This window comes from Catenuloplanes atrovinosus (genome assembly GCF_031458235.1).
Classification (GTDB): domain Bacteria; phylum Actinomycetota; class Actinomycetes; order Mycobacteriales; family Micromonosporaceae; genus Catenuloplanes; species Catenuloplanes atrovinosus.
This window is the reverse complement of the sequence record NZ_JAVDYB010000001.1, coordinates 4,778,746-4,804,800: the sequence shown is the minus strand read 5'-3', so window position 1 is coordinate 4,804,800 and position 26,055 is coordinate 4,778,746. Positions and strand designations below refer to the sequence as shown.

Sequence of the window (26,055 nt, the reverse complement as noted above, 5' to 3'; positions counted from 1 at the left end):
ACGGATCAGCGGATCTCGTAGGCGCGGATCACGGTCTGGGTGACCGTGTTGCCCGCGCGATCGGTGGCGGTGGCGCGCAGCGAGACGAAACCGGCCGTGGCCGGGTGCCGCAGCTGCGTGGCGCCGTGGCGGACCGGAGCCGCGGACCAGGTCTTGCCGTCGTCGTAGGAGACCTCCACGGACAGCGACCGGTTCGGCGCGGCGTCCGAGTTCGCCTGGCCGGCGACCCGGGTGGGTACGGCGAACGCGCGCCCCTTGGGTGCGACGCCGGCGGCGTCGACCGGCGGAGTGAAGATCACCGTGGAGAGCGGGAGCGCGGCGGTCTCGCCCGGCGTGACCGGTCCGGAGGTGAACGTCCAGCTCGCGGAGACCGTGGTGGAGAGCCGGTGCGGGGCGCCGCGGTCCGCGGTCATGTCCAGCCGGTACGGCCGGTCCGACGCGGGCGCGGCCCACTCGCCGTACGTGTCGCCGAACTCGCGGAGCAGCCGGCCGTCCTGGTACAGCGCGAGGCGCGCGCCGGTCACCGGCGACGAGCCCTCGCGGCCCGCGCCGTCGCCGAACAGCGCGGCGTTCGCGTAGATGTACTCGTCGACCCGTCCGACCACCGGGCGGTCGTCCGGGAACGCCGGGCCGAAGACGGCGCGGTTCCAGGTCTCGGTGGTGGTCTTGCCCGGCCGGTACGCGGTGGCCGGCGCCCACAGCTCGGACAGGTACTCGTGCCAGCCGCTCGGGGTCATCCTGGCTTCCATCATGAACGGCATCCAGCGCACGCCGTGGTCCGCGTTGTAGTACTCGGTGCGGCTGAACCCGGCCGGATAGATCAGCATGCTGGCGGCGGCGCCGCTCAGCGCGTCGTGCATGGCGAACTGGGCCTTGGCCGCGCGGTCCACGGCGGCCTGCGTGCCGTGCTCCGCGTGCACGGTGGCGAACTCGGACTGCGTGGCCGCGTGCGTGAAGCCGTCCATCATCGTGCCGGGCGTCAGGTAGAACGCCGAGTACAGGTACGGCGTCCCGTCGAACTCACCCACCGCGTTGCGCTGCCCGAACGTGGCGATGACGTAGGAGTTGTAGTCCGGCGTGGCGGTCTCCGGGCCGATCCGCCCGACGAAGATCGCCTCCTTGCCGGAGGCGCCCACGCCGGCGCTGTACCAGGTGGAGCCGGAGCCGATCCACATGCTCTCCAGTTCGGCGTCCGCGCGTGGGACGGTGAGCGAGACGGGTTTCGCGGTCCGGCCGTCCAGTGTCAGCGACGTGCCGGCGTCGATCAGCAGGTGCGGCTGGGCCAGGTACGTGTCCTCGCCGATGTTCACGCTGAGCGCGTACTCGCCCTTCGGCAGCCGGACCGTCCCGCCGCCGTCAGGCCAGGCGCCGTACCCCTGCCGCTGCTTCTTGTCGATCAGGATGACCCGGTAGTCGCCGGCCGGGGCGCCGTCCCGGCCGAGCACGGTCACCGGCACGTCGTAGCTCTCCACCTCGCGCTGGACGCCGAACGGCGTGCGCAGCACCAGGTCGCCCGCGGTCGCGGTGATCGCGCCGCCGAGGAACCCGTCCGGCAGGTCCCCGCGGGTGTCGACGCTGACCGTCACCGAGGCCTCGCCGCCCGCGGGCACGGTGACCGCCGGCGCGGAGAACGTGACCAGGCCGTCCGGCAGCGGGTTGCCGGCCTTCGCGGTGCCGAGCGTGAGCGTCAGGTCGGCCGTGCCGCTGTTGCGGTACGTGACCGTGGCGGTCCGGACCTCGTCGTCCTGGTGCGGCCAGGACTGGAATCCGAAGTTGAGCACGGCCGGCGACGCGGTGGCGGCCTGGCTGATCGCGCGGGCCACGTCGACCCGGCCGGAGCCCTGTGCGGTGACCGGCGTGTCCTGGTGCGGCTTCGCGGAGTTGACCAGCGCGGACTTCAGGCGCTCGGGCGTCCAGTCCGGGTGCTGCTGGGCGAGCAGCGCGGCGGCACCGGCCACGTGCGGCGCGGCCATCGACGTGCCGTCCGCGGACGTGTAGCCCTCGTCCGGGCCCGGGTCCACCATCTCGACCGCGTCCGCGCTGCGCGCGGCCGCGATGTCCACGCCGGGCGCGGTGATCTCCGGCTTGATCGCGTGGTCGCCCTGGCGCGGCCCGCGGCTGGAGAAGCCGGCCAGCCGGTCCTGGCTGTCCACCGCGCCGACGGTGAGCGCGGCGTCCGCGCTGCCGGGGCTCTCCACCGTTCCCTCGCGGTCGCCGGAGTTGCCGGCCGAGACCACGAAGAGCGTGCCGTACTCGTCGGTGAGCGTCCGCACCGCGGCCTCGACCGGGTCGTCGCCGGGCATGTCGTACTGGCCGAGGCTCATGTTGATCACGTCCGCGCCCTGCTCGGCGGCCCAGCGCATGCCGGCCAACATCGACGACTCGGCACAGCCCTGGAGCGAGCAGACCTTGCCGTCGAGCAGTTTCGCGCCGGGCGCCACGCCGCGGTACCGGCTGCCGGTCCCGGCGATGGTGGAGGCGACGTGCGTGCCGTGGCCGACGAGGTCGCGGTCGCCCTCTTCGCCCTCGGTGAAGTTCCGCGCGGCCGCCACCTGGCCGGCGAGGTCGGGGTGGGTCTCGTCGATGCCGGTGTCCAGCACCGCGACCGTGGTGCCGGTGCCGGTCAGGCCGTGCTCCCAGGCCGTGGGCGCGCCGATCTGCGGCACGCTCACGTCCAGCGACGGGCGCATCAGGCCGTCCAGCCACACCTTGGTGATGCCGGCGCGCCGCTGACGGTCGCCGTCGGTCAGCGTCTTCCAGGTGCCGCCGGCGGGGTCGGCGTCCATGGCGGTGAGGCCGCCGGGGAGCGTGCCGGCCGCCCGGGCGCCGGGGGCGGCACCCTCGACGAGCAGCGGCAGCGCCCGGTCGTCGTAGCCGGACTCGATCAGCCGGGTGACGTCGAACAGCCGGGGATCGACCCGGCCCTGCCGCAGCGGCGCCCGCGCGTCGGACGGGATCACCTGGATGCGCCCGTTCAGGCGCTCGACGCCGAACCTGATGTGCTCGCGGCCCTCGCCGCGGTCGAACGTGAGGTTCCCGCCGTCGTGCACGGTGACCCGGTCACCGGTGATCAGTGTGACGGTACGGGCGTCGGCCGGCGTCGGCGACGGGGTGGTGGCGGGTGCGGCCGTCAGCGTGCCCGGGAGCACGGTGACGGCCACCGTGGACGCGGCTAGCGCGGCGATCGTTCGTCGTAAGTAGACATTCACGACGGTATAGACACGAGGATCGCCGATCAGGTTGTGCCGGTTGGCCAGAGATCGGCCCCGAAGACGCGCGCGGCGAAGCGCTCGCCGATCAGCCGGTGTGTCGCCGCGTCCGGGTGCAGCCGGTCCGGCAGCGGCAGCGACGCGGCGTCCGCCTCGCCGTACAGCTCCAGCCCGTCCAGGTAGGACAGTCGCGGGTCGGCGCGGGAGGCCACCACGCGGGCCAGGTCCTCGCGGATCACGCGCAGCGTCAGCCGGCCGGCGGCGACCTCGGCCGGATTCCCGGTGGCGCGGAACGCGATCCGGCCCTCGGCCAGCGCGTCCGGATCGAACGCGCCCGGTCCCGGCGTGTCCTCGTGGATCGGGCAGAGGATGGGCGACACCACCAGCAGCGGTACGTCCGGGTGGCCGTCCCGGATCGTGTCCAGGAAGCCGTGCACCGCGGGCCGGAACGCCCGCCGCCGCATCAGGTCCGCGTTCACCACGTTGATGCCGATCTTGACGCTGATCAGGTCGGCCGGCGTGTCCCGGATGACGCGCGCGGTGAACGGGTCGAGCAGCGCGTTGCCGCCGAACCCCAGGTTGATCAGCTCGACGCCGCCGGCCCGGGCGGCCAGCGCCGGCCAGGTGGTGGACGGGCCGTCCGCGTTCGAGCCGTGGCTGATCGAGCTGCCGTGGTGCAGCCAGACCCGGCGCCCGGTGTCCGTGGCCGGCGCGATCGGCGCGTCCGCGCGCAGATCGCGCAGCTCGGTCCGCTCCCGGTGCGGCAGCCAGATCTCCACGTCCTTCTCGCCGGCCGGCAGCCCGTCGAAGCGCAGCGTGGCGACCGGCCCGGTGGTGTGCGTGCGCGCGCCGGTGGCCAGGTCGATCGCCACGTCGTCGCCGCCGTCCGCCACGGCGCGCGCGACGAGCACGCCGTCGATCAGCAGGTCGTAGGCGACGGGCGGGCGGGCCGGCACGCCGGTGTAGCTCCACCGGAGCGGCAGCGTGTCCAGCTCGATCCAGGTCGCGGCCGTGCGCAGCGCGAGCCGTACCCCGGAGGGCTCGGCCTCGACCATGGCGAGCTGCGGGTCGTCGGCCTGGGCGCGGGCCCACCCGGGCAGCCGGTGGGGGAGCAGGCCGTGCGCGGTGCGCTCGATCTCGAGCGCACCGCGCAGAAGTGCGGTGTCCATCCCTGAAAACTAGACGCCTCAGGACAGCGGGACCACGTTCCAGGACACCGGCGGGAGGACCACGTCGAGCGAGCCGGGCGTGACGCCGGGGTGCGGGCGCGGCGCCACCCGGTCCGGCGCGTCCGCGGTGTTGGTCGCGTAGACGTCGTCGTCGGCCAGCACGGTGGCGGCGCCGATGGTCAGGTCGCGGTCGAACGCGCGGGTGCCGATGGTCAGCCGGACCGGGTGGTCGATCGACCGGTTGACCACGAACAGCGCCACCTCGCCGGTGTCGTCGTCCCGGGTGGCGACCGCGTCGACCAGCGGCGCGTCGCCGTACTTCGGCGTCTGGTAGACCGGCGAGTCCACGGCGACGCGCAGCACGGTGCCGCGGGCCAGCGCGGAGGCCTGCGCGAACGGGTGGAAGATCGTCTGCCGCCAGGCGCGCCCGCCCGGTTCGGTGAAGATCGGGCCGATCACGTTGACCAGTTGGGCCTGCGCCGCGGCCTCGACCCGGTCGCTGTGCCGCAGCAGCGAGATGAGCAGGCTGCCGACCACGACCGCGTCCGCCACGTGGTAGACGTCCTCGAGCTGGCGCGGCGCGGTCTCCCAGGTGGTGGGCGGCGGCTGGTTCTGGAAGCGGCTGAGGTACCAGACGTTCCACTCGTCGAACGATATGCCGATCCGCTTGGTGGACTTCAGCCGCGCGCCGACGTGGTCCGCGGTGGCGGTGACCGCGCGGATCACGTGCTCCATGTCCAGGTTGGACGCCAGGAACGAGCCGAGGTCGCCGTCCACCTCCTCGTAGTAGGCGTGCGCGGAGATCAGGTCGACCTCCTCGTACGTCTCGGCGAGCACCTCCGCCTCCCACGCGCCGAACTCGGGCATGCCGGAGCCGGAGCTGCCCACGGCCACGAACGTCAGGTTCGGGTCGAGCATGCGCATGGCGCGCGCGGTCTGCGCGGCGAGCCGGCCGTACTCCCGGGCGGTCTTGAACCCGACCTGCCACGGCCCGTCCAGCTCGTTGCCGAGGCACCAGAGCCGCACGTCGTACGGCTTCGGGTTGCCGTTGGCCGCGCGCAGGTCGGAGAAGTGCGTACCGCCCGGGTGGTTGGTGTACTCGAGCAGGTCGACGGCCTCGGCCACGCCACGGGTGCCCAGGTTGACCGCCATCATCGGCTCCACGCCGGCCCGCCCGCACCAGCGCAGGAACTCGTCCGTGCCGAACCGGTTCGTCTCGATCGTGTGCCAGGCCAGGTCGGGCCGGCGTGGCCGCCGGTCCAGCGGCCCGACGCCGTCCTCCCAGCGGTAACCGGAGACGAAGTTGCCGCCCGGGTAGCGGACCATGGACACGCCCAGCTCCCGGACCAGCGCGAGCACGTCCTGGCGGAGGCCGTCCGCGTCCGCGGCGGGGTGGCCGGGCTCGAAGATGCCGGTGTAGACGCAGCGGCCGAGGTGCTCGACGAACGAGCCGAACGTGCGCCGGCGCACCGGGGCCACGGTGAACGCGGGGTCGAGCGTGACTGTCGCGTGCTGCACTTCGGAAGACTCCTAACCTTTGAGTCCGGCGTCGCCGACGCCGCGGATGACGTGCCGTTGCAGGAACGCGTAGACGACGACCAGGGGGAGGCCGCCGATCACGGCGGACGCCATGACCTCCGCGTACCGCAGGCCGTAGGAGCTCTGCACGGTGCCGAGCCCGACCGGCACGGTCATCAGGTCCGGGTCGCTGATCACGATGAACGGCCACAGGAAGTTGTTCCACGCGCCGACGAACGTGAACACGCCGACCGCGGCCAGCACCGGCCGGGACATCGGCAGCACCACGCTCCAGAACATCCGCAGCCGGCTCGCGCCGTCCAGCGCCGCGGCCTGCTCGTACTCGCGCGGGAGGCCGTCGAAGAACTTCTTCAGGATGAAGACGATGACCGGCGCGGCCAGCTGCGGCAGGATGATGCCCCAGTACGTGTCGATCAGCCCGAGCGACTGCATCTGGTGGAACAGCGGCACGATCAGCGCCTGCGGCGGCACCATGATGCCGGCCAGGATCAGCGCGAACAGCCAGTTCTTGCCGGGGAAGTCCAGCCGGGAGAAGCCGTACGCGGCGAGACTGGCCGCGGCCAGCGTCAGCACGGTCACGCCGGTCGCCACCACCAGGCTGTTGAGCAGCCAGAGCGGCACGTCGCTGGCGGTGAAGACGTCCCGGTAGGCGTCCAGCGTGAACACGTCCGGGATCCAGGTGACCGGGACCCGCGTGGTCTCCCCCTCCGGCTTGATCGACGTGTCGATCGCCCAGGCCAGCGGGATGAGCCAGAGGATCGCCACCGCGACCCCGAGGAGTGAGAGCGGTAGACGGGTGCGCATCAGTCGTCCCTCCCGGCCGGGAAGATCTTGAACTGGGCGAAGGCCACCAGCATGATGATCAGGAAGAGGAGGTACGAGATCGCGCTCGCGTAGCCGATCCGGTACGAGGTGAAGCCCTGCTCGTACACGTACTGGATCAGCGGCCGGGTGATCGGCGCCGCCGCGCCCTCGTTCAGCAGGTACACCTGGTCGAAGATCTTCAGCGACGCGATCAGTTGCAGCACCAGGATCAGCCCGGTGGTGCGGCGCAGCAGCGGCAGCGTGATTCGCCACAGCCGCTGGCGCGGGCTCGCGCCGTCCACCGCGGCCGACTCGTGCAGCTCCCGCGGGATGCCCTGCAGCGCGGCCAGGTAGAGCAGGAAGTTGAAGCCGACCGTCCACCAGAGCGTGCAGATCACCACCGCCCACATCGCGGTCCGCTCATCGTTGATCCACGCGACCCGGCCGCCGCCGAACCACTGCACCGCGGCGTTGAGCAGCCCGAAGTCGGCCTGGTAGATCCACAGCCAGATCAGCGCGACCACGGTGACCGGCAGCAGGAACGGCATGAAGAACGAGAACCGCAACAACCAGCCGGTACGCCGTGCGCGGTGCGCCAGCAGCGCCATGACCAGCCCGACGAGCACCAGCGGCGGCGTGCTGAGCAGCGTGAAGTAGATCGTGTTCCACAGCGAGTCCCAGACCGCGCCGTCCCGGGCCAGCTCCGCGTAGTTGGACAGCCCCAGGAACTCGACGTCGCCGCCGGCCAGGCTGGTGTTGAACAGGCTGCTCCACAGCCCGGCCAGGATCGGCCAGATCATGAAGACCGCGTAGATCACCAGGAACGGGAGCGCGAACCAGAGCCCGGTGAGTGATCGTTCCCCGCGTGCCGGCGTGGGAACCGTGTCCCGCACCGGCGTGTCAACCGTCTCCACGGCCATCGGTTGCCTCCCTAGACCGGTGCGGGCGTGTCGATGAGGCGCTGCATGTCGGCCTTGAACCGGGCCAGCCCCGCCTCCGGGGTGAGCGTGCCGGCCTGCACCGCGCCGAACGCCGATCCGGCCAGGGTCTCCATGTTGGACGCCGAGCCGCTGAACCAGGCCGGCGGATCGAGCTGTGCGGTCGCGGCCGCGTCCCGGTAGCGCGACTGCGGGTCCAGCGCCAGGTACTCCGCGCTGCGCGTGGCCGGCAGCCAGGCCGGCACGTGCCCGCCCTCGGCCCAGTCCACGCTGCGGTCGAGCATGAACCGCACGTAGTCGAGCGCGGCCCGGCTGCCCTCCGCCGTGCGCCCCCGCTGGTGCGGCAGCACGAAGGTGTGGCAGTCGGCCTGGGTGCGCGCGATGCCGTCCGTGCTGGTGCCGGGGAAGACCTCCGGGAACGGCACCATCGAGAACGGCGTCTTCTGCGTCTGGAAGGTGGTGACCTCCCACTCGCCGTTGAACAGGAACGCGGCCTTGCCGCTGCCGAACAGCGCGACCGCGCCGGAGAGCAGCATCTGGCCGGGCGCGACCGCGTCGGTGACGGAGAGCCGGCGCATGAAGTCCAGCGCCTGCAGCGCCTTCGCGTCGTCGATGACCAGCGCGGTGGCGTCCTCGGTGAGCAGGTCGCCGTCGAGCTGGCGGTAGAGCGTCCACCACAGCCGCCACGGGGAGACGCCGAAGGTGTCCAGCACCAGGCCGTACCCGCCGGTGAGCTTCCGCGCCTCGGACCACGCGGCCACCAGGTCGTCCGCGCCGCGCAGCGGGACCAGGTCGCCGCCGGCGCCGATCAGCCCCAGCCGCCGGCACAGCTCGGTGTTGTAGTACATGACGAACGGATGGGTGTCCAGCGGGATGGCGTAGACCTGCCCGTCCACCACGCACCGGTCCCAGATCGCCGGCAGGAACCGGTCCGGCGTGATCCCGGCCGCGGTGAGCAGCTCCTGCGGGAACGGGTCGAGCAGCCGGCCGGGCGCGAAGCTGGACAGCCGGGCCAGGTGCAGGATCGCCACGTCCGGCGCGCGCCCGCCGGCCGCGGCCATCGACAGCTTCGTGTAGTACGGCGGGCCCCAGGTCAGCGTGGAGGCCTTGACGTCCAGGTCCGGACGGCTCGCGGCGAACGCGTCGATCAGCTCGACCATGCGCACGCCGTCGCCGCCGCCGAAGAGGTTCCAGTAGCGCAGCCGGTCGTTGCCGGACGGTGCGCCGCACGCGGCGGCGCCCATCACCGCGGCGGCGCCGAGCAGCACCTGACGACGGTTCATGGATCGCATCCCCTCGTACTCGCGTATGTCGGGTGCGTTACGTGTGGGAAGAGTGTTAGCGCTCACAATGAGCAAAGTCAATGGGGGGACGTCGATGAACGCCAGTGATGTGGGTTAATGCGACGGGGGCCGCCGCCCGATCGGCGGCCCCCGCCTGACCCTCGATCCCCGCCCCGTGGTCGAGGGCCCCTCGCCCGGTGACCGGGACGAGGTCTGGCGCGCGCAGGGGCGGCATCACTAGCTGTCATCGGCTCCGGGGCGGCCCGGCCGGCTCGGTCATGAACGCGCGGAACCGGGGATTGCGCCGCATCCGGTCCAGGCAGCGGGCGCGGTTCGGCCCGATGCCGCCGCACGGCACGCCGAGCCGGGCGCTGATCTCCCCGTACGGCGTGGGCGGGTCACTGAGCAGCAACTCCAGCAGCTCACGGCAGTGCGGCGGCAGTTCGTCGAACGCGGCGCGCACGGCCGCGCGGCGCTCCCGGCGCAGCAGGCCGTCGTCGATCGAGGCGGCGGTGGCGTCCGCCTGCCCCTCCAGCCGCGCGGCGATCGCGCCGGGCAGCTCGCGCTTGGCGGCCCGGTGCACGTGGTGGCACTCGCGCCGGGTGGTGGTCAGCAGCCACGCGGGCAGCGCCCGCGGGTCACGCAGCCGGTCCAACTGCTCGAACAGGCGCAGCCAGACGGTCTGGCTCACGTCGGCGGTGTCGGCGTCGCTCAGCCGCCACTGCCGGCACACCGCGGTCACCAGTCCGCCGTACCGGGCCACGATCGTGTCCCAGGCCCGCGTGTCCCCCCGGGACGCGGCCGTGACGAGCGCTCCGATGTCCTGTGTCGATCCGTCCAACCTGGTCACTGAGGTCTCCATCCCCCTGGGAGACGCTCGCGACCCGCCCGTCCTCGGCCGTGCGGGACGCGTGCGGTATCCGGGTGCCGTGCCGCCCCCCGGCGGCTTCCGGCCCTGCGGAAAGCCTCGCACATTCGGAGGGCCCCGGCTCGGCTCCTCGGTGTCGGTTGTGTGACCGGACGGCCGACGCGTTTCCGGCGGCGCGACGTGTTTCCGGCGGCGCGACGTGTTTCCGGCGGCGCGACGTGTTTCCGGCGGCGCGACGTGTTTCCGGTGGCGCGACGCGTTTCCGGCGGCGCGACGCGGAGGAGCGCCGGTCCGACGTGGACCGGCGCTCCCGGGGTGCTGCCTTGCTGTGACGCTCAGGAGGAGCGGACCTCCTCGCGGGCCTCCGCGGCGCGCTGCTTGACGCCGTCGGCCGCGGAGCGGCCCTCGCCGCGCACGGTCTCGGCCGCGTCGGTCGCGGTCTCCTTGAGCCGGCCGGCCGCCTCCTCGGCGGGGCCGCGCAGGTTCTCCTGCAGCTCACCGGCGAGCTGCTTCGCCTCCTGGACCAGCGTCTCCTTGTTCTCCTGGACCGCGGCCTTCGCGCTGGCGGCCAGCTCGCGTTCCTTCTGGGTGGGCGGGAGCAGCGAGGAGATCAGCCAGCCGGCGCCGAACGCGATCAGGCCGGCGGCGAGCGGGTTGCCCTCGGTCTTCGCGCGGGCGACGGCCGGGGCCTGACGGATCGCGTCCGCCGCGTCGGACGCCTTCTCCGACACCGCGTGCGCGGCACCCGAGGCCTTGTCCGAGACGGTCTGCGCGGCGCCGGACGCGGTGCTCGACACCGCGTGCGCGGCGTCCGAGGTCTTGCCGCTCACGGCCGAGCCGGTGTTGGAGGCGGTTCCCATGATCTTCTCCCGGGTGCTACGGAGCGCGTCACGCACGCGCTGCTTGCGCTCCTCGACGATGCGGGTGGGGCTCGCCTTGTACGCGAGCGCGTCCACGTCGGAGCTGAGGCCGGCGCGGGTACGTTCGATCTCGGCGCGGATCTGGTCGGGATCGCTGGTCATGACACGCCTCCACGATTCGGCTTGAGGGCTTGGGGAATCTCCTTCGCGGTCTCCGCGGTCTGCGGCAGGCCGCGCATCTCGCGCGCCTTGCCGCGGGCCAGCGTGAACAGCACGCCGCCGACGATCGCCCAGAGCGCGGCCACGATCAGCGCGGCCCAGCTCTGGTCCATCACGTTGGCCAGGCCCCACCAGAGGGCGAACGACAGGAACAGCACCACCAGGAAGCCGGCGACTCCGGCGCCGCCGAACAGGCCGGCCGCCTTGCCGGCCTTCGACGCCTCCTGGCGCATCTCCGCCTTGGCCAGCTCGACCTCCTGGCGGACCAGCGTGGAGAGGTCCTGGGTGACCTCGCCCAGCAGCTCCCCGAAGGAGCGCTGCGACACATCGGGACCCTGTGTCATGGCCGGACATCTCCCGGGTACGGGCGCTCGGTCGCCGGCGGGGCCAGCGGATCGGTCACCGGCGGCAACAGCGGATCGGGCTCGGTGGTCGGCGGCAGCGTGGTGGTGGCCGGCGTGACGACCGCGGTGGTGACCGGCGCGGCCGGCACCGGGGCGGCCGGGACCGGGGCGGTCGCGGTGACCGTGGTGGTCGTGGTGGCGGACGGCGTGGCCGGGGCCGGCGTGGTGCCGCCGCCGGACGGCGCGGAGTCGGTGACCTCGGCCGCGACGCTGCGGGTGATCCGGCCGGCCAGCAGGCCGAGGACGGCGGCGCCGGCCAGGAACGTGCCGGGGTGCCGGCGCGCGTACTCCTTCACCTCGGTGATCAACGCGCCCGGCTCGCGGGACTCCAGCCAGTCCGCGACCTGATCGATCCGCGCGGCGGCCTGGCGGGCGTAGTCGCCGACCGGGCCCTGCTGCTCGTTCGCGTCGGCCATCGAGCGCAGCTCGCCGCCGACCGAGCGGATGCCGCCGACCGCGCGCTGCTGCTGCGCGCCGGCCTGCGAGCGCAGCTCGTCGCGGGTGGCGTGGTAGAGGTGACGCGCCTGCCGGGAGGTCTCCTCGGCGACGCGGCGGCCCTCCTCCTTGGCGGTGCCGGCCACATTGCCGCCCGCCTCGACTGCAGTGTGGCCGACCTCGCGGGCCTGCTGCTTCGCGGTCTCGGTGGCGGACGTCTGGCCGTCGGTCTCGGACGCTGAACGGGACGTGGCGATGTCCGTCATCTCAGTGCCCTCCAATCGGGTTTTATCCAGGGGACGAATGTCGGCCATCTCAATCGGCCGTGCGGTGATCTGGCTACCCTGGTAAGCCGATGGTCATGCGGACGATCACGCCAAATTTCGTGCCCGTTTGAGCGCGTTCAGAACGGGTACCCGGCGCTCATGAGTGACCATTCCAAGAACATTGATGGTACGGACGCCGCACTGGTCGGAGGGCCGTACGACGGTGAGACCCGGCACGCGGGCGATACCGGCCTGATCGAAATCGAGAATGACGGACTGGTGCACCGCTATATTCGTACGAGCAAAACTCATGATTCCGCGACCGTGTACAACTACGACGGCGTGGTAAATCCGTCCGGCTCCATGGACGGCGCCGAGAACTCCGCCGAGCGCGTCGCCACGAACGTCGACCCGAACGCGGCCTCCTGACGCCCGTCACCCACCCGGGGCCGCCGCGACCGCGGCGGCCCACGGTCGCCGCCCGGGCTCTCGCACGGCTCACGCTCCCCGGCCCCCTGTCTCGGCGCCCGAAATTTCGTCATATTGAGGGTGAGTGTTGGGGGTCGGCCTCGACCATCTGAGCCGCAGGCACGTAATTCACGCCGAATAACGTGCCGGAGCCTCACACGGTGGGGCGATCACGTGAGACCACGGGACGGGCGGCCGTTGATCCTCACGTAGGTTGTCCGCGATGCCCGATCCACGGGCGACGTGCCCAGCGGACCCGGGGGCCGTGGTGTGCCTGAGCGATCCGCCTCGGGCGACGGCCGGCAACGTGCCCGGCGCCGCCCGGCTTGGGTTGATCGCGACGTGCCCGGCGCCGCCCGGCTTGGGTCGATCGCGACGGGTCGCGGCGCCGGGCGAGGGCGGAGCTCAGCGGGTGCCCGCCGGGTCGGGCGGGGGAGTGGGCGTGCCGCGGCCGGGAATATCCCGGTCCCGTGCGGCGGTTCTGATCATCGGCCACAGCGGGACCGTGGGCCCTCGGGTGGGTGTGGGCCGGGGTCGTTAGCGACCTCGTGGAGCGCCTGTTAGACTCGACGGGTCGACCTGACCATCACGCATGTCCATGATCGTTGATCCTGAATCTGCGTGGTGGTGATGAAGCGGAGCGCCTGCTCCCACCCGAGTCGCCCTGAGCGTCCGGGTCCGGTCAGACCGCCTCGGGCGCATCGCGCTCGCAGTGCGGTGGCTCGTCGCCACGCTCAACGGCGTGGTCGCGAGCCGTGACCGGTCGAGCGGGCCCTGGCGTGCACTGTCGCCGGGGCCTTTCTGCTTGTGGCCGACGGCGCACGCCGTGTGCGCAGGCTCGATCCGCCGGGGCAGGCGGGCGAGTCGTCAGCCAGACCCACGCCGGCCGGCCGGCGGGCGTGGGAAGCAGTTATGAGGAGGCCCCATCAGCGCCGAACCACGCGTGAACGATCAGATCCGGGCGCGAGAGGTCCGACTGGTCGGCCCTGAGGGTGAGCAGGTGGGCATCGTCCCGCTGGAGCGCGCCCTGCAGCTGGCCGCGGATGTCGATCTGGACCTGGTCGAGGTGGCGCCGATGGCCCGTCCGCCGGTGTGCAAGCTCATGGACTTCGGAAAGTTCAAGTATGAGTCTGCACTCAAGGCGCGCGAGGCCCGGCGAAACCAGCAGCAGACCGTCATCAAGGAGATGAAGCTGCGCCCGAAGATCGATCCGCACGACTACGAGACCAAGAAGGGTCACGTAGTGCGGTTCCTGAAGGCGGGCGACAAGGTCAAGGTCACGATCATGTTCCGTGGTCGCGAGCAGAGCCGTCCGGAGCTGGGCTACCGCCTGCTGCGCCGGCTCGAGTCGGAGATCCAGGAACTGGGGTACGTGGAGGCCGCGCCGAAGCAGGACGGCCGAAACATGACCATGGTGTTGGCCCCGCACCGGGCCACCAAGGCGGCAGCGGCGGAACGCGTCGCGGCCAGCGCCAAGGCGCCTCGCCCGCCCCGGGACGAGGACGCCCAGGCACCTGCCGAGGAGCCCGTGGCGGCGGCGTCCGTCGTCGAAGGCGCGGACGCGGGTGGAGCGGCCGGGACCCCCGGCCAGTAACGGCCGGCCTCCCGGCCACAACCGGCCGGGAACCCCCGGCCTGTATCAGGAAGAAGAGGCTTTCAATGCCGAAGATGAAGAGCCACACCGGCATGGGCAAGCGGGTGAAGGTCACCGGCAAGGGCAAGTTCGTTGCCGAGCAGGCCGGCAAGCGTCACCTGCTGGAGGGCAAGTCCTCCACCCGTACCCGCCGGCTGACCGGCACGGTCGAGGTGGCCAAGTCCGAAGTGAAGCGAATCAAGAAGCTGCTGGGCCGCTGACGCGCGCGCCACTTGACTTTGAAGGAGTAGTTCAATGGCACGCGTCAAGCGGGCGGTAAACGCCCAGAAGAAGCGTCGTACCCTGCTCGAGACCGCCAGCGGCTACCGGGGCCAGCGCTCCCGGCTGTACCGCAAGGCCAAGGAGCAGGTGCTGCACTCGATGCAGTACTCGTACCGGGACCGCCGTGACCGCAAGGGCGACTTCCGCCAGCTGTGGATCACCCGCATCAACGCGGCCGCCCGGGCGAACGGTATGACCTACAACCGGCTGATCCAGGGCCTGCGCCTGGCCGGTGTCGAGGTCGACCGCAAGATCCTCGCGGACCTCGCGGTCAACGACGCGACGGCGTTCGCCGGGCTCGTCGAGGTCGCCAAGGCCGCGGTCGCGGCCGAGGGCACCGGCGGCGCCCCCGCCCAGGCCGCCTGAGTTCCAGCCGCTCCACCCGCTTCATCTCCGACAGCCGAGGCGCCCCGCTCCCGTGCGGGGCGCCTTCGCTGTTCCGGCCGCGAAGGATGAGATCCCTGTTCACGCCGCGTACGCCCAGGATCGCCGCCGCCCGCAAGCTGCACCGGCGCCGGGACCGGGACGCCGCGCGCCGCTTCCTCGCCGAGGGACCGCAGGCGGTGGCGGAGGCGCTGGCGTCGCCCGGCACCGTGATCGAGCTGTTCGGCACGACCGAGGCGCTGCACCGGTACGCGTCGCTGAGCCGCGCGGCCACGGACGCGGGCGCCGAGGTGTCCGAGGTCTCCGACGAGGCGCTCGCCGCGCTGGCCGACACGGTGCAGCCGCAGGGCGTGGTGGCGCTCTGCCACCAGACGGACGTGCCGCTCGCCACCGCGCTGGAGCGGCGGCCGAGGCTGGTCGCGGCGCTGGCGGAGATCCGCGACCCGGGCAACGCCGGGACCGTGCTGCGCACCGCGGACGCGGCGGGCGCGGGCGCGGTGGTCTTCGCGGGGGACGCGGTCGATCCGTTCAACGGCAAGTGCGTGCGGTCGACGGCCGGGAGCCTGTTCCACGTGGACGTGGTGCGCGGGCCGGACCCGGTGGAGGCGGTGACGGCGGCGCGGGCCGCGGGGCTGACCGTGCTGGCGGCCACCGGCTACGGCGACGCGGATTTGGACTCGCTGGCCGACGCGGGGGCGCTCTCCGTCCGTACCATGTGGATCTTCGGTTCTGAGGCTCATGGCCTTTCCGCGGACGTGCTGGCGGCGGCCGATCACCGGGTGAAGGTGCCGATGTACGGGCGGGCGGAGAGCCTCAATCTCGCGGCGGCCGCGGCGGTGTGTCTGTATGCTTCGGCGAGAGCCCTACGCGCTTCGAGGAGTGACCGACCGTGATCCGCTCGTTTATCCAGCCCGCCGGTGCGCGCGGGCAGCGAGCCTGATCAGTCACGCTCTCTGAGCCTTCGGTACCGGTGGGCGGCGGCGTCGCCGCGCGTCACTAGACTGTCCCGGTTCCCGCAGGCGTTGGAGACGCAGAGTCATGACCTATCGCAATGACCCGTATGACCCGAAGCAGGTTGCCCTGCTGGATCAGTCCGCCCTCGACGGCGCGGTCGCGGAGGCGACCAAGGCCTTCGACGGCGCGGCGGACCTGGACGCGCTCGTCGCGCTGAAGCCCGCCCACCTCGGCGACAAGTCGCCGATCTCGCTGGCCCGGCGGGAGATCGGCGCGCTGCCCCCGGCCGCGAAGTCCGACGCCGGCAAGCGGGTCAACGTCGCCCGGCAGGCCGTGCAGGCCGCGTACGACGCCCGGCAGGCCGTGCTCGAGGTGGAGCGCGCCGCGCGCGTGCTCGCCGAGGAGCGCGTCGACGTCACGCTCCCGTGGGACCGCCGCCCGCGCGGCGCCCGGCACCCGCTCACCACGCTGATGGAGCGCATCGGTGACCTGTTCGTCGGCATGGGGTACGAGATCGCCGAGGGTCCCGAGGTCGAGCTCGAGTGGACCAACTTCGACGCGCTCAACATCCACGCCGACCACCCGGCGCGCGGGCTGATGGACACGTTCCACCTCACCGTGCCCGGCCAGGTGCTGCGCACGCACACCTCGCCGGTGCAGGCGCGGACCATGCTCACCCGCAAGCCGCCGATCTACGTGGTGTGCCCGGGCCGCACGTACCGGACCGACGAACTGGACGCCACCCACACGCCGGTCTTCCACCAGGTCGAGGGCCTGGTCGTGGACGAGGGCATCACCATGGCGCACCTGCGCGGGACGCTCGACCACTTCGCCCGCGCGATGTTCGGCGAGGACGCGCGCACCCGCTGGCGGCCGCACTACTTCCCGTTCACCGAGCCGTCCGCGGAGTTCGACGTGTGGTTCCCGCAGCACCGGGACGGGCCGCGCTGGGTCGAGTGGGGCGGCTGCGGCATGGTCAACCCGCGCGTGCTGGTCGCCTGCGGCATCGACCCGGACCGCTACTCCGGGTTCGCGTTCGGCATGGGCATCGAGCGGACGCTGATGTTCCGCCACGGCATTTCCGACATGCGCGAGATGGTCGAGGGCGATGTGCGCTTCACGACCGCGTACGGCATGGCCGTCTGAGACTTTCTTTTAAGCGGAGGAATTGTGCGCATCGGAGTTTCCTGGCTGCGCGAACACGTCGACCTGCCGGTGGACCTCACCGGCACCGACGTCGAGCAGGCATTGGTGTCCCTCGGGATCGAGGTGGACTCGGTCGTCGACCAGGCGGCGACCGTCACCGGCTCGCTGGTGGTGGGCCGCGTGCTCACCATCGAGGAGCTGACCGGCTTCAAGAAGCCGATCCGGTTCTGCACGGTCGACGTCGGCAACGAGGCGCCGCAGGAGATCGTCTGCGGCGCGCGGAACTTCGCGGCCGGCGACCTCGTGGTCGTGATCCTGCCCGGCGGCGAGTTGCCCGGCGGCTTCAGGATCGGCGCCCGCAAGACCTACGGCCGGATGTCCGCGGGCATGATCTGCTCCGCGGCCGAGCTGGGGCTCAGCGACGACCACGACGGCATCATCGTGCTGTCCGGCGACCACGTGCCGGGCACTGACGCGCGCCCGCTGGTCGGGCTGGACGACATCATCCTGGAGCTGGAGATCACCCCGGACCGGGGGTACGCGATGAGCGTCCGCGGCCTCGCCCGGGAGCTGTCGCACGCGCTCAAGGTGCCGTTCCGCGACCCGGCGCTGGCCGCCGCCCCGGCCGGCACCGAGGACGTGCCGTGGCCGGTCACCGTCGAGGACCGGATCGGCTGCGACCGGTTCTCGGCCCGGCTGGTCCGCGGCGTCGACCCGTCGGCGCCGTCGCCGGACTTCATCAAGCGGCGCCTCGCGGTGGCCGGCGTACGGTCGATCGGCCTGGCCGTGGACATCACCAACTACGTGATGCTCGAGTTCGGCCAGCCGATGCACGCGTTCGACGCGGACCTGCTCGACGGCCCGCTGCTGGTCCGGCGCGCGCTGCCGGGCGAGAAGATCACCACGCTGGACGGCGTGGTTCGCTCGCTCGACACCGAGGACATGGTGATCTGCTCCGGCGAGGCGCCGGGCGTGCCGATCTCGCTGGCCGCGGTCATGGGCGGCGAGACCTCCGAGGTGCAGCCCACCACCACGAACGTGCTGTTCGAGGCCGCGCACTGGGACGCGGTCATGGTCGGGCGCACCGCGCGGCGGCACAAGCTGTTCAGCGAGGCCGCGAAGCGCTGGGAGCGCGGCGTCGACCCGGCGCTCACGCTGGTCGCGCTGGAGCGCGCCGTGTCGCTGCTGCTCGAGCACGGCGGCCCGGACGCGTCCGCCGCGGCGGAGATCCTCGACCTGGACTACCGCCGCCCGGCCGGGTTCATCGAGCTTGACGCCACGCTGCCGGCCCGCCGGATCGGTGTGGACTACTCGCGCGACCAGGTCATCGACCTGCTCCAGCGGGTCGGCTGCGCGGTCGCCGCGTCCACCTCCAGCGACGTGCTCACGGTCACGCCGCCGTCCTGGCGCCCGGACCTGACCGACCCGGCCGACCTGGTCGAGGAGGTCGTCCGGCTGGACGGGTACGACGTGGTCCCGAGCGTGCTGCCGACCGCGCCGCCCGGCAACGGCCTGACCGCCGCGCAGGCCCGCCGCCGGTCCGTGGCCCGCGCGCTGGCCGAGAACGGGTACGTGGAGGTGCTCAACTACCCGTTCATGTCCGCCGCGGTGTTCGACGCGTTCGGCATGCCGTCCTCGGACAACCGCCGCTCCGCGGTGCGCCTGGCGAACCCGCTCTCCGAGGAGGAGCCGCTGCTGCGCAGCACGCTGCTGCCGCCGCTGCTCACCACGCTGCGCCGCAACATCGGCCGGGGCACGCGCGACCTCGCGCTCTACGAGATCGGCGCGGTCTTCCACCCGCGTCCCGGCGCCGGCAGCCCGCCGGCGATGGGCGTGGACGAGCGCCCCAGCGACGACGACCTGTTCGCCGCGGACGCCACGCTGCCCAAGCAACCGTGGCACGTGGCCGTGGTGCTGGCCGGCGAGACCTCCCCGTCCGGCTGGTGGGGGGAGGGCCGGCAGGCGACCTGGGCCGACGCGGTCGAGGCCGCACGCACCGTGCTCTCCGCCGCCGGCATCCCGGCCGGCGAGATCACGGTCTCGGCCGGCGACGAGGCGCCGTGGCACCCCGGCCGCTGCGCCGCGATCTCGGTCGACGGCACCATCGTGGGCTTCGCCGGCGAACTCCACCCGGCGGCGATCTCCGCGCTGGAGCTGCCGCGCCGCACCTGCGCGATGGAACTCAACCTGACCGCGCTCCCGCCCGCGCCGGTGGTGCAGGCCCGGCCGCTGTCGACGTACCCGCCGGCGCTGATCGACGTGGCCCTGGTCGTGCCCGCCGACGTACCGGCCGGTGCCGTCGAGGCCACGCTGGCCGGCGCGGCCGGCCCGCTGCTGGAGGCGGTGCGCCTGTTCGACGTGTACGAGTCCGACTCACTGGGCGAGGGCCGGAAGTCCCTGGCCTTCAAGCTCACCTTCCGCGCCCCGGACCGCACACTGACGGTCGAGGAGGCGGTCTCCGCCCGCGACGCCGCGGTCGCGGCGGCGGCGTCACAGTTCGGCGCCACCCTCCGCGGCGCGTAGCGGCGCACGTTGCGGAAGAGCCCCGCCGGAGCGGCGGGGCTCTTCCCGTGTCCGTGATCCGATCTGTGGACGAATACGTGGATCACCGTCGTGCGTCACGGTCTCATCGAGACATGGCAAACATGCGGAGTCCGCGGCGGCATTCGGGACGCGACCTTGACCAGGATCTGATGGTTGCGCTGCACAGCGTTGCCGAGTTCGGGCAGTGGGTGAAGAACTCGGACAGCAAGGCGGTGTTGCTGGTCGCGATCCAAGGGCTGCTGATCACCTCGGTCGCCCAGCGTGCCGGTGCGGCGCCGATGAATGCCGCCGGCGCGGTGTGGCTCGGTGCCGGGCTGCTGGCGCTGAGTGTCTCGCTCGCCTGCACGGCGCTCGCGCTCCTGCCGCGGATGCCGGTGTCCGTAGCGTCGGCCGTCAATCCGATCTCGTTCCCGGTGGCGGGTCGTCTCTCCCCGGTCGAGATCGAGCGGCCCGCCACCGCCGCGGTACGTCGCCGGCAGGCATGGGAGCAGGCGTTGACGCTGGCCCGCATCGCCGTCCTCAAGTATCGCTGGGTGCGGCGGGCCACCGTGAGTACGTTCCTCGCGGTGGCCTGCCTCCTCATCTGGCTCGGTGCGACCGCCTACTCGTCGGACGGTGGGAACTCGTCGTCCGGCGCGACGTCGTTCGCGGCGGTAGGGACGTCGTCCGTCGTCCTGGCCTCGCGTGCGGCCCAGGCCAGTGCCTCCTGGAGGTGCTGGATCGTCTGTTGCCGCATGGGGTCGTAGTCGGCGAGTTCGCCACTGTGATTGTCGAGAATGCTGATCATCTTCTGAGCCGTTCCGAAGAAGTGGTCGCTGCGCTCGCGCAGCATCCGCACCACGGCCGAGATGTCACCGGGGTGCTCGATGAGCTGCAGCGCCAGGAGCCCGAGGTTGCGGTCCTCCAGCGCCAGCCGGTAGAACTGGACCCGCTTCCGCTTCAGCAGGATCTCGTGCTCGTTCATCGTCTGCTCGAGCGCGTGCTTGAGCCGCGCCTCCTTCGCCGCGTACTCGTGCTTCGTCATGGCGAGGCGGTGCGCGGCGGCGGCCTGTCCGGTCTCCAGCCGGTACCGTAGCTCCGCCTCCGCGGTGGCGAGCTGATCCTTGATCAGCGCGAGGTCGTGCTGCGCCCGGGCGCGCTCGCCGTTTCGGCGGATGGTCTCCCGCTCCGCAAGGTATTTCTCGGCGCGGTCGTCGAGCCGGAGCGTGACGCAGCACGAGCTGACCTCGATACCGTGGTCCAGGCGGAAGGGCGCGGCCTTGAGGTCGAGGTTCACCTCGCTCTCCGCGGCCGCGCACTCCTCGATGCTGAATCGCCGGGTGATCTGCCGGAGCCGCTGGTCCAGGAACGGGCCGAAGATCGACTCAGCGTTGGTGACTCCACAGGCGGAGACCACGGCGGCGTCGAATACCCGCCAGGTCACGTGCATCATTCCGACGAAGCGGAAGGCCTCCTCCAGTGCGGGAGGCTCCCAGCGGACGAGCCGGGTATGCAGTGCGGTGTCTATCTCGAAGCAGCGGAAGGACCCGGTGAGCCGCCGCCCGATCGGGGGCCTGCTCTGGTGCGGGACGCCATCCTGATCGAGATAGACGATGGAGGTATTGCCTCGGGTGGGCCGGCTGATCGTGACCCAGTCGAGCAGCGAGATCGCCGAGTCCCGCAGGATCGGGTTCAGGTCAGGCGTAGGCATGAGACTCGCTCTCCTTCGGTGCGAGTGCGCCGAGAATCAAGGTCGACGTCTGCTCGCACTCCTCGCGCGCGCGCAGACGCTGCAGGTGGAACTGAAGGACGCGGTGATCCCGCGGCGTGCTCGGGATCGCGGTGACGAGCCGGCAGAGCGGTTCCCGGTGGTCGGGTGACCGTTCCGCGGCCTCGACGAGATGCCGGAGCGCCTTCATCGCCGGGACCTCGAAGCCGAAGATGTTGATGGCCCGCCGCCACAGCCTGGCCACGGTCCGGCGAAGTTCCGGTGAGCAGTCCAGCGTGTCCAGGACGCCGGTCGGACCGTCGTTGAGGTCCTCCACGTCCAGGTCGATGAGGATCTGGACGAAGCAGGTCAGTGCGGTCTCGACTTTGGGTGGCCAGGTGGAGACGGCCCACTCGGCGAGCGTCTGGAAGACGAGCGCCATGCCGGCTGGCCCGGTGGACGAGAAGAGGTCCGCCATGGCCCGGCACACCTGCCGCATCAGCCCGTAGTTCGGACTGTCGGCCTGCTTTCCCAGGATCTCCAGCGCCCTCGGCAGGTCGGTCGGCCCGACGCTGGCACCGAGTGCGGCGGCGACGGCGTGCCGCCGCAACCGCAGGTACCGCGGCGGCTCCTTGTCCTCCGGCTTCGCCGTGCCGCGGACGCGGGCCTCGTCCCATGTGCGAACCTTCTCCGGGTCGCCCCACCGCTCCAGTAGCGTCCACACGGTGTCGCGGAGCGCGGGGTTGAGCGCGGAGACGCGCAGCGCGGCGGCCACGGCGTCCCAGTGTTCCTCCCGGAAGCCGTCGCCCCACGGGCGCAGCAGCGAGTGGTAGATGCCGGCGAAGTCCATCTCGGCGAGCAGCCCGACGACCGTGGCGGCCTGCGCGCGCACGCGTGGGCTGCGACCGTGGATGCTCAGGTGACCGAGCCACTTGACGAGAAGGGGCTGTAACTCGGGGTATTCCCGCCAGATCACGGTGACCATCCGCTGGGGATAGTCGGCACGTTCCGATCGGATCAGCTCCACCGGATAGTCGCCGTGCTCGCCGGTGTCGGTGGCGGCGCAGCGCCCGGCTCGTGCCACCCGGAGGAGTTGGGCGGTGGTACGGCGGAACGCGTGCGAGGGCGGAGCCTTGTCCGGTCGTTCCGCGTGCCTGATCGCCGCCGTGAGTGTGCGGGAGGCGTCCGCGACGACGGGCAGCGGCTGATTGTTGAGCACCGCCAGCGCGATGGCGAACGCCTTCTCCTCCAGCATGGTCAGCGCGTGGAACCACTCCGCCAGGTCGTCGTCCGCGCGGTCCGCCTGTGCGCAGGCCTCGTCGAGGGCGAGTTCACCGCGGTGCGCGCCGAGGAGCTTGCCCGCGAAGTCCGCGATGCCACCCAGCGTGCCCGTCTCCGGCGTGAAGGAGTGAAGGACGGCGACGACCTTCGGATCGGCGCAGATGGCATCCAGGCCTGCGTCGTCGAGTTCGGTCGCGTGCGCGGCGAGGTAGCGGCGAACGATGTCCTCCGGTCGCGGCCGGCCGTCGAGGCGCGCGACGTAGCCGGCGATCCCGGTCGGCCACGCGCCGGCCGGCCGGTCCGCGATCAGCACCGCCCGGCACCGGCGTTCCCGCAGCCGCTCGGCGAGGGCCCCGAGGCGATGGGCGTCGAGCATCTCCGGCGGCACCTCGGCACAGACGAAGCCGGTGTCCTCGGCCGCCGACCGGTCGAGCCGCGGCAGGTCGTGCGCCGTGAGCTCCCGTACGCCTCGTGCGCACACGGCATCCAGCAGGTGGTACGAGCTGTAGGTTCGCCCCGATCCCCGGGGCGCGGTGAGGATGATCAGGCCCTTGCTCTCGAGCCGCGTCCAGGCCTGCCGATAGCCGTCGGGTTCGACGAACTCCGACTGCACCCGCGCGAGCAGACTGTCCGGCAGCGGCCTGCCGAGACCGTCGTCCTCCCGCCGGTCCAGCCCGAGATAGATGTTCTGCTCGGTGTGCTGGTCCACCACGGGCAGCGCCAGGTTGCGGAAGGCGCCGTCGTAGGCGCGGCGCTGTTCGAGGCGCAGCGCGCGGAACTCGTCGTCGATGACCTTCTTGAGCAGCGCCATGAGGTCGCCGGCCTCTCGCTGGTCGTAGGCGGCCTCGTCATCCTCCCTGCTGTCCTCGGGTTCGTCTTCGCCGTCTGGCTTCTCCCGTTCCTTACTCTTCTTCCTCTGCGCCCCGGCCTTCCGCTTGGCCGCCTCCGGCGACGGAATGCTGTTCTCCTTCGGCGGCTTGTCCGGCGGTGCCTCGGCCGTCTCGGTGATTCCGCCGTCCTCCGCCATCACGCGCTCCCACCGTTGTGGACGCGGCCGCCGCGGACGTAGTCCCGGCCGGGGGCGATGCTGTCCCGGCCGATGTGGTCGCGGCCGGCGACGCTCTGCGAGATGCCGAGTGGTGATTGCTGCGCGGCGGCCGGTACGGGCGTGCTCTCCCGCTTCGGCATGCGAGGTTGCTGCGCGACGCCCGACAGGTGAATCCAGACGCCGACCTCTGCCTGCTTGAGCGGGAGACGGTAGTGGCGGAACCGCGTCGGGTCGAGCGCGGACTGCGCGGTGATCACGCTCTCGTAGAGCGACTCGCTGACCACGACCACCATGCGGGCCCGGCGGTCGGCGGCGAGCGCGTCGCGGGCCGTCTGGTGATCGGCCATACCGAACGCGCGGTCGACGTCGATCCCGCTGGATCCCTGCTCGTCGGGTGTCACCTCGCCGGCGGCCACGGCGACGCGGAGACGAAGCGGCAGATCGGCGACCCGCCTGGCCGCAAGCGATTCGTCCACGGCCGGGAGGAACGTCGCAAACAGCCGGCGCTTGGGAACGCCGGCCGAGATGAGCAGGTAGATGCCGTCCCCACGGTCCTCGATGGTGCGGGCGTCCGGCGTGATCCCGGCGCGATCGAGTGCGTCCTCGGTCAGGCGCCGGAGGTCGCTGCGGACGATCGGCTTCTCGTGATTTCCCAGTGCGCTGGAGTTCTCGACATCCATCACGACGATGGACGAGTGCAGTGTCTCTGACACGGATGGCCCCCCTTCGGTGGTTCCCGTCCGTGTCTAGCCGTGGGCTCATCGGCTGTCTGTGTACTTTTACCGGTTGCCGTCGATGAACCGCCGGAGTTCCAGCAGGTCGATCACCACGATCTTCTTTCGCGATGTGGTGATCGCGCCGACCGTGCGGAGTGTGCGCAACGCCTTGGCCACGGCTTCCCGAGATGCTCCGGTGGCACCCGCTATCTCTTCCTGGGACAGGGCGAGCCCTATCGTCATGCTCCCGCCGGGCCCGGGGCGGCCATGCGTGTGCACCAGTTCGGCGAGGAGGGAGCAGACCCGCTCGTGTACGTCCCAGCCGGTGAACTCGAGCCGTCTCCGGTCCGCTTCCCGGAGCCGGACGATGACTGCTTCGAGCAGGTTGTGCAGGGCGTCCGGATTGCGTTGGAGAAATCGCCGGAACAGGGAGGCGGCTACCAGTCGTGCCTCCACCCGGTCGATCGCGCGCACCGATGCGGTGCGGGGGATGCCGGTCAGCGCCGCGAGTTCGCCGACCAGTTCGCGGGGCCGCGGAGTCCGAGAAGCGCCTCACGCCCCGTTGGCGTGACGGCGGTGATCTTTACGACGCCGGACATGATGAGTACGACGTGATCGGAGGTCTCACCCTGGCCGAGAATCTGTTCGCCCGATGAGTACCGCGCGACGCGGCCCTCGGGGAGCGCGCCGATGGCCTCGCGCAGTTCGGCCGGCAGTATCGAGCGCGTGAGTCCGCTGGCGGGGTCCTCGTCGTCGTGCATGTGCCTCTCCGGCGCCCGGGACGATGGCGGCTGACGTCAATACGGTAGGACATCGTCGATCGCAAATAAAGCTCAGAGTGACTGATTCATCACTCGTAGTGCCGTACTGTGCCGTGCGGGGGCCTGAGCCATAGACTGACCGCCGTGATACGCACGTACGAGCCGCGGGATCTGGATGTGGCGGTGGGGTTGCTGGATCTCGGGAGTTCGTCGGACACGCGGGTGCGGTGGCGGCGGCTGTTGAGGTCGGGGGATGACGTGCGGGCCGTGGTGGCGGAGCGCGCCGGGCGCGTCGTCGGTGCGGCCATGGCCGCAGCGGTGCCCGACTACCGGGGCCAGCGGCCGGTCCGGATCGGCGTCGAGGAGTGTGCGCGCGGGCGAGGCATCGGGACCGCGCTCGCCGTGGAACTGGCGCGGATCGACCGGGACGTGGCGGAGCCGCTGGCGTTGACGCTGCGGGACGACCGGCCGGACGGCCGCCGGTTCGCGGAGCGGCTGGGATTTCGGGTGGTCAACCACTGTACGGGCTGGACGGTCGCGCTGGATGACGCCGGGGCGCTGCGGGTGGCGGCGGACGCGGCGGCGGTGCGGGCCGGGGTGCGCCTGGAGGCGACCACGGTGGGGGAGGCGCGGGAGCGGTTCGTGGCGGCGGCCGCGGACTCGCTGGCCGGGATGCCGTCGGACACGCCGATCGATCTGGTCGAGTTCGCCGCGCACATGCCGGCTGACGTGGTGGTCCTGTTCGCCGAGGACCACGAGGGTACGGCCGGCGTGTGCCTGATCCGCCGGGACGTGGGCACCGGTGGGTGGCACACCAGCTATACCGGCGTGGCGACCCGTGCCCGGCGGCGCGGCGTGGCGCGCGCGGTGAAGCTCGGCTCGTTCGCGGCGGCGGCCGAACGCGGCGGCACCGCCATGCATGCGGAGAACGACGACCGGAACGCCCCGATGCTCGCCCTGAGCGAGTCTCTCGGCATGCGCCGCGACCTCGGCTACTGGACCATGGAAGCCGTCCGGCTCGCACCGGGTGACCCGGCCCGCTGACCGCGGTTCGGCGGCCGGAAGCAGAGCCGCTGGGGGTCGCGGATCGTGGTGAGTGGGCTGGGACCGGCTCCGATGCGGCGGCGGAGCGGCGGCGGAGCCGGCGCGAGGTTTGC

23 protein-coding genes are annotated in these 26,055 nt (G+C 71.9%); 9 read left to right on the top strand and 14 right to left on the bottom strand.

The genetic code is table 11. From position 1 onward, the window contains the following. Nucleotides 1-5 precede the first annotated feature (5 nt). The 10 genes from J2S41_RS21295 to J2S41_RS21250 all read right to left on the bottom strand — a co-directional run bounded on the left by J2S41_RS21295 (nt 6) and on the right by J2S41_RS21250 (nt 11,994). Nucleotides 6-3,209 (bottom strand): S8 family serine peptidase, encoded by a 3,204-nt coding sequence (locus J2S41_RS21295; protein ID WP_310369824.1) that lies wholly within the window; start codon nt 3,207-3,209, stop codon nt 6-8. 26 nt (nt 3,210-3,235) lie between these two features. Next, nucleotides 3,236-4,378, bottom strand: coding sequence for a GDSL-type esterase/lipase family protein (locus J2S41_RS21290; protein ID WP_310369822.1), 1,143 nt, complete (start codon nt 4,376-4,378; stop codon nt 3,236-3,238). A gap of 18 nt (nt 4,379-4,396) precedes the next feature. Further along, on the bottom strand, nt 4,397-5,896 hold the full coding sequence (gene arfA / locus J2S41_RS21285; RefSeq protein ID WP_310369820.1) for an arabinosylfuranosidase ArfA: 1,500 nt from the start codon (nt 5,894-5,896) through the stop codon (nt 4,397-4,399). 12 nt (nt 5,897-5,908) lie between these two features. Further along, a complete protein-coding gene (locus tag J2S41_RS21280) occupies nt 5,909-6,721 on the bottom strand; it encodes a carbohydrate ABC transporter permease (RefSeq protein ID WP_310369818.1) in 813 nt (270 codons plus the stop codon). Next, nucleotides 6,721-7,641 carry a carbohydrate ABC transporter permease gene (locus J2S41_RS21275; RefSeq protein ID WP_310369817.1) on the bottom strand — a complete coding sequence of 307 codons (921 nt, stop codon included), beginning with the start codon at nt 7,639-7,641 and terminating at the stop codon, nt 6,721-6,723. The genes J2S41_RS21280 and J2S41_RS21275 overlap by 1 nt, the downstream gene beginning before the upstream one ends. An 11-nt stretch (nt 7,642-7,652) precedes the next feature. Beyond that, nucleotides 7,653-8,942, bottom strand: coding sequence for an extracellular solute-binding protein (locus tag J2S41_RS21270; protein WP_310369816.1), 1,290 nt, complete (start codon nt 8,940-8,942; stop codon nt 7,653-7,655). A 244-nt stretch (nt 8,943-9,186) separates the two neighbouring features. Next, on the bottom strand, nt 9,187-9,792 hold the full coding sequence (locus J2S41_RS21265) for an RNA polymerase sigma factor (protein WP_310369815.1): 606 nt from the start codon (nt 9,790-9,792) through the stop codon (nt 9,187-9,189). A gap of 353 nt (nt 9,793-10,145) precedes the next feature. Then, nucleotides 10,146-10,832, bottom strand: coding sequence for a DUF3618 domain-containing protein (locus tag J2S41_RS21260; RefSeq protein ID WP_310369813.1), 687 nt, complete (start codon nt 10,830-10,832; stop codon nt 10,146-10,148). After that, nucleotides 10,829-11,233 carry a phage holin family protein gene (locus J2S41_RS21255; RefSeq protein WP_310369812.1) on the bottom strand — a complete coding sequence of 135 codons (405 nt, stop codon included), beginning with the start codon at nt 11,231-11,233 and terminating at the stop codon, nt 10,829-10,831. The genes J2S41_RS21260 and J2S41_RS21255 overlap by 4 nt, the downstream gene beginning before the upstream one ends. After that, on the bottom strand, nt 11,230-11,994 hold the full coding sequence (locus tag J2S41_RS21250) for a hypothetical protein (protein ID WP_310369811.1): 765 nt from the start codon (nt 11,992-11,994) through the stop codon (nt 11,230-11,232). Before J2S41_RS21250 ends, J2S41_RS21255 begins: the two co-directional genes overlap by 4 nt. Nucleotides 11,995-12,153: 159 nt before the next feature. Between J2S41_RS21250 and J2S41_RS21245 the strand changes: the two genes are divergently transcribed. From J2S41_RS21245 to J2S41_RS21210, 8 genes are all read left to right on the top strand, one after another. Beyond that, a complete protein-coding gene (locus J2S41_RS21245; protein WP_310369810.1) occupies nt 12,154-12,423 on the top strand; it encodes a hypothetical protein in 270 nt (89 codons plus the stop codon). A gap of 982 nt (nt 12,424-13,405) precedes the next feature. Next, on the top strand, nt 13,406-14,056 hold the full coding sequence (gene infC, locus J2S41_RS21240) for a translation initiation factor IF-3 (RefSeq protein WP_310369808.1): 651 nt from the start codon (nt 13,406-13,408) through the stop codon (nt 14,054-14,056). A 65-nt stretch (nt 14,057-14,121) separates the two neighbouring features. Beyond that, nucleotides 14,122-14,316: a 50S ribosomal protein L35 gene (gene rpmI, locus J2S41_RS21235; RefSeq protein ID WP_310369806.1), complete on the top strand. Its 195-nt coding sequence runs from the start codon at nt 14,122-14,124 to the stop codon at nt 14,314-14,316. A 34-nt stretch (nt 14,317-14,350) separates the two neighbouring features. Next, entirely contained in the window at nt 14,351-14,743 is a 393-nt protein-coding gene (rplT, locus tag J2S41_RS21230) for a 50S ribosomal protein L20 (protein WP_306832152.1), read from the top strand. An 86-nt stretch (nt 14,744-14,829) separates the two neighbouring features. Further along, entirely contained in the window at nt 14,830-15,654 is an 825-nt protein-coding gene (locus J2S41_RS21225) for a TrmH family RNA methyltransferase (RefSeq protein ID WP_310369801.1), read from the top strand. 145 nt (nt 15,655-15,799) lie between these two features. Continuing rightward, nucleotides 15,800-16,861: a phenylalanine--tRNA ligase subunit alpha gene (gene pheS / locus J2S41_RS21220; protein ID WP_310369799.1), complete on the top strand. Its 1,062-nt coding sequence runs from the start codon at nt 15,800-15,802 to the stop codon at nt 16,859-16,861. A 24-nt stretch (nt 16,862-16,885) separates the two neighbouring features. Continuing rightward, complete coding sequence (gene pheT, locus J2S41_RS21215) at nt 16,886-19,384, top strand: phenylalanine--tRNA ligase subunit beta (RefSeq protein ID WP_310369797.1); 2,499 nt, start codon at nt 16,886-16,888, stop codon at nt 19,382-19,384. 113 nt (nt 19,385-19,497) lie between these two features. Then, nucleotides 19,498-20,151, top strand: coding sequence for a Pycsar system effector family protein (locus J2S41_RS21210; RefSeq protein WP_310369795.1), 654 nt, complete (start codon nt 19,498-19,500; stop codon nt 20,149-20,151). A gap of 930 nt (nt 20,152-21,081) precedes the next feature. Here the strand turns inward: J2S41_RS21210 and J2S41_RS21205 are convergent. The 4 genes from J2S41_RS21205 to J2S41_RS21190 all read right to left on the bottom strand — a co-directional run bounded on the left by J2S41_RS21205 (nt 21,082) and on the right by J2S41_RS21190 (nt 24,898). Further along, entirely contained in the window at nt 21,082-23,400 is a 2,319-nt protein-coding gene (locus J2S41_RS21205) for an amino acid adenylation domain-containing protein (protein WP_310369793.1), read from the bottom strand. Next, nucleotides 23,400-24,134 (bottom strand): hypothetical protein, encoded by a 735-nt coding sequence (locus J2S41_RS21200; protein ID WP_310369792.1) that lies wholly within the window; start codon nt 24,132-24,134, stop codon nt 23,400-23,402. The genes J2S41_RS21205 and J2S41_RS21200 overlap by 1 nt, the downstream gene beginning before the upstream one ends. Nucleotides 24,135-24,200: 66 nt before the next feature. Continuing rightward, entirely contained in the window at nt 24,201-24,611 is a 411-nt protein-coding gene (locus tag J2S41_RS21195; RefSeq protein ID WP_310369790.1) for a Crp/Fnr family transcriptional regulator, read from the bottom strand. Between the two features lie 23 nt (nt 24,612-24,634). Then, nucleotides 24,635-24,898, bottom strand: a complete 264-nt coding sequence (locus J2S41_RS21190; RefSeq protein WP_310369788.1) for a cyclic nucleotide-binding domain-containing protein — start codon at nt 24,896-24,898, stop codon at nt 24,635-24,637. 144 nt (nt 24,899-25,042) lie between these two features. Here J2S41_RS21190 and J2S41_RS21185 point away from each other — a divergent pair, with 144 nt between their 5' ends. Next, nucleotides 25,043-25,942, top strand: coding sequence for a GNAT family N-acetyltransferase (locus J2S41_RS21185; protein ID WP_310369786.1), 900 nt, complete (start codon nt 25,043-25,045; stop codon nt 25,940-25,942). Nucleotides 25,943-26,055: the final 113 nt, after the last annotated feature.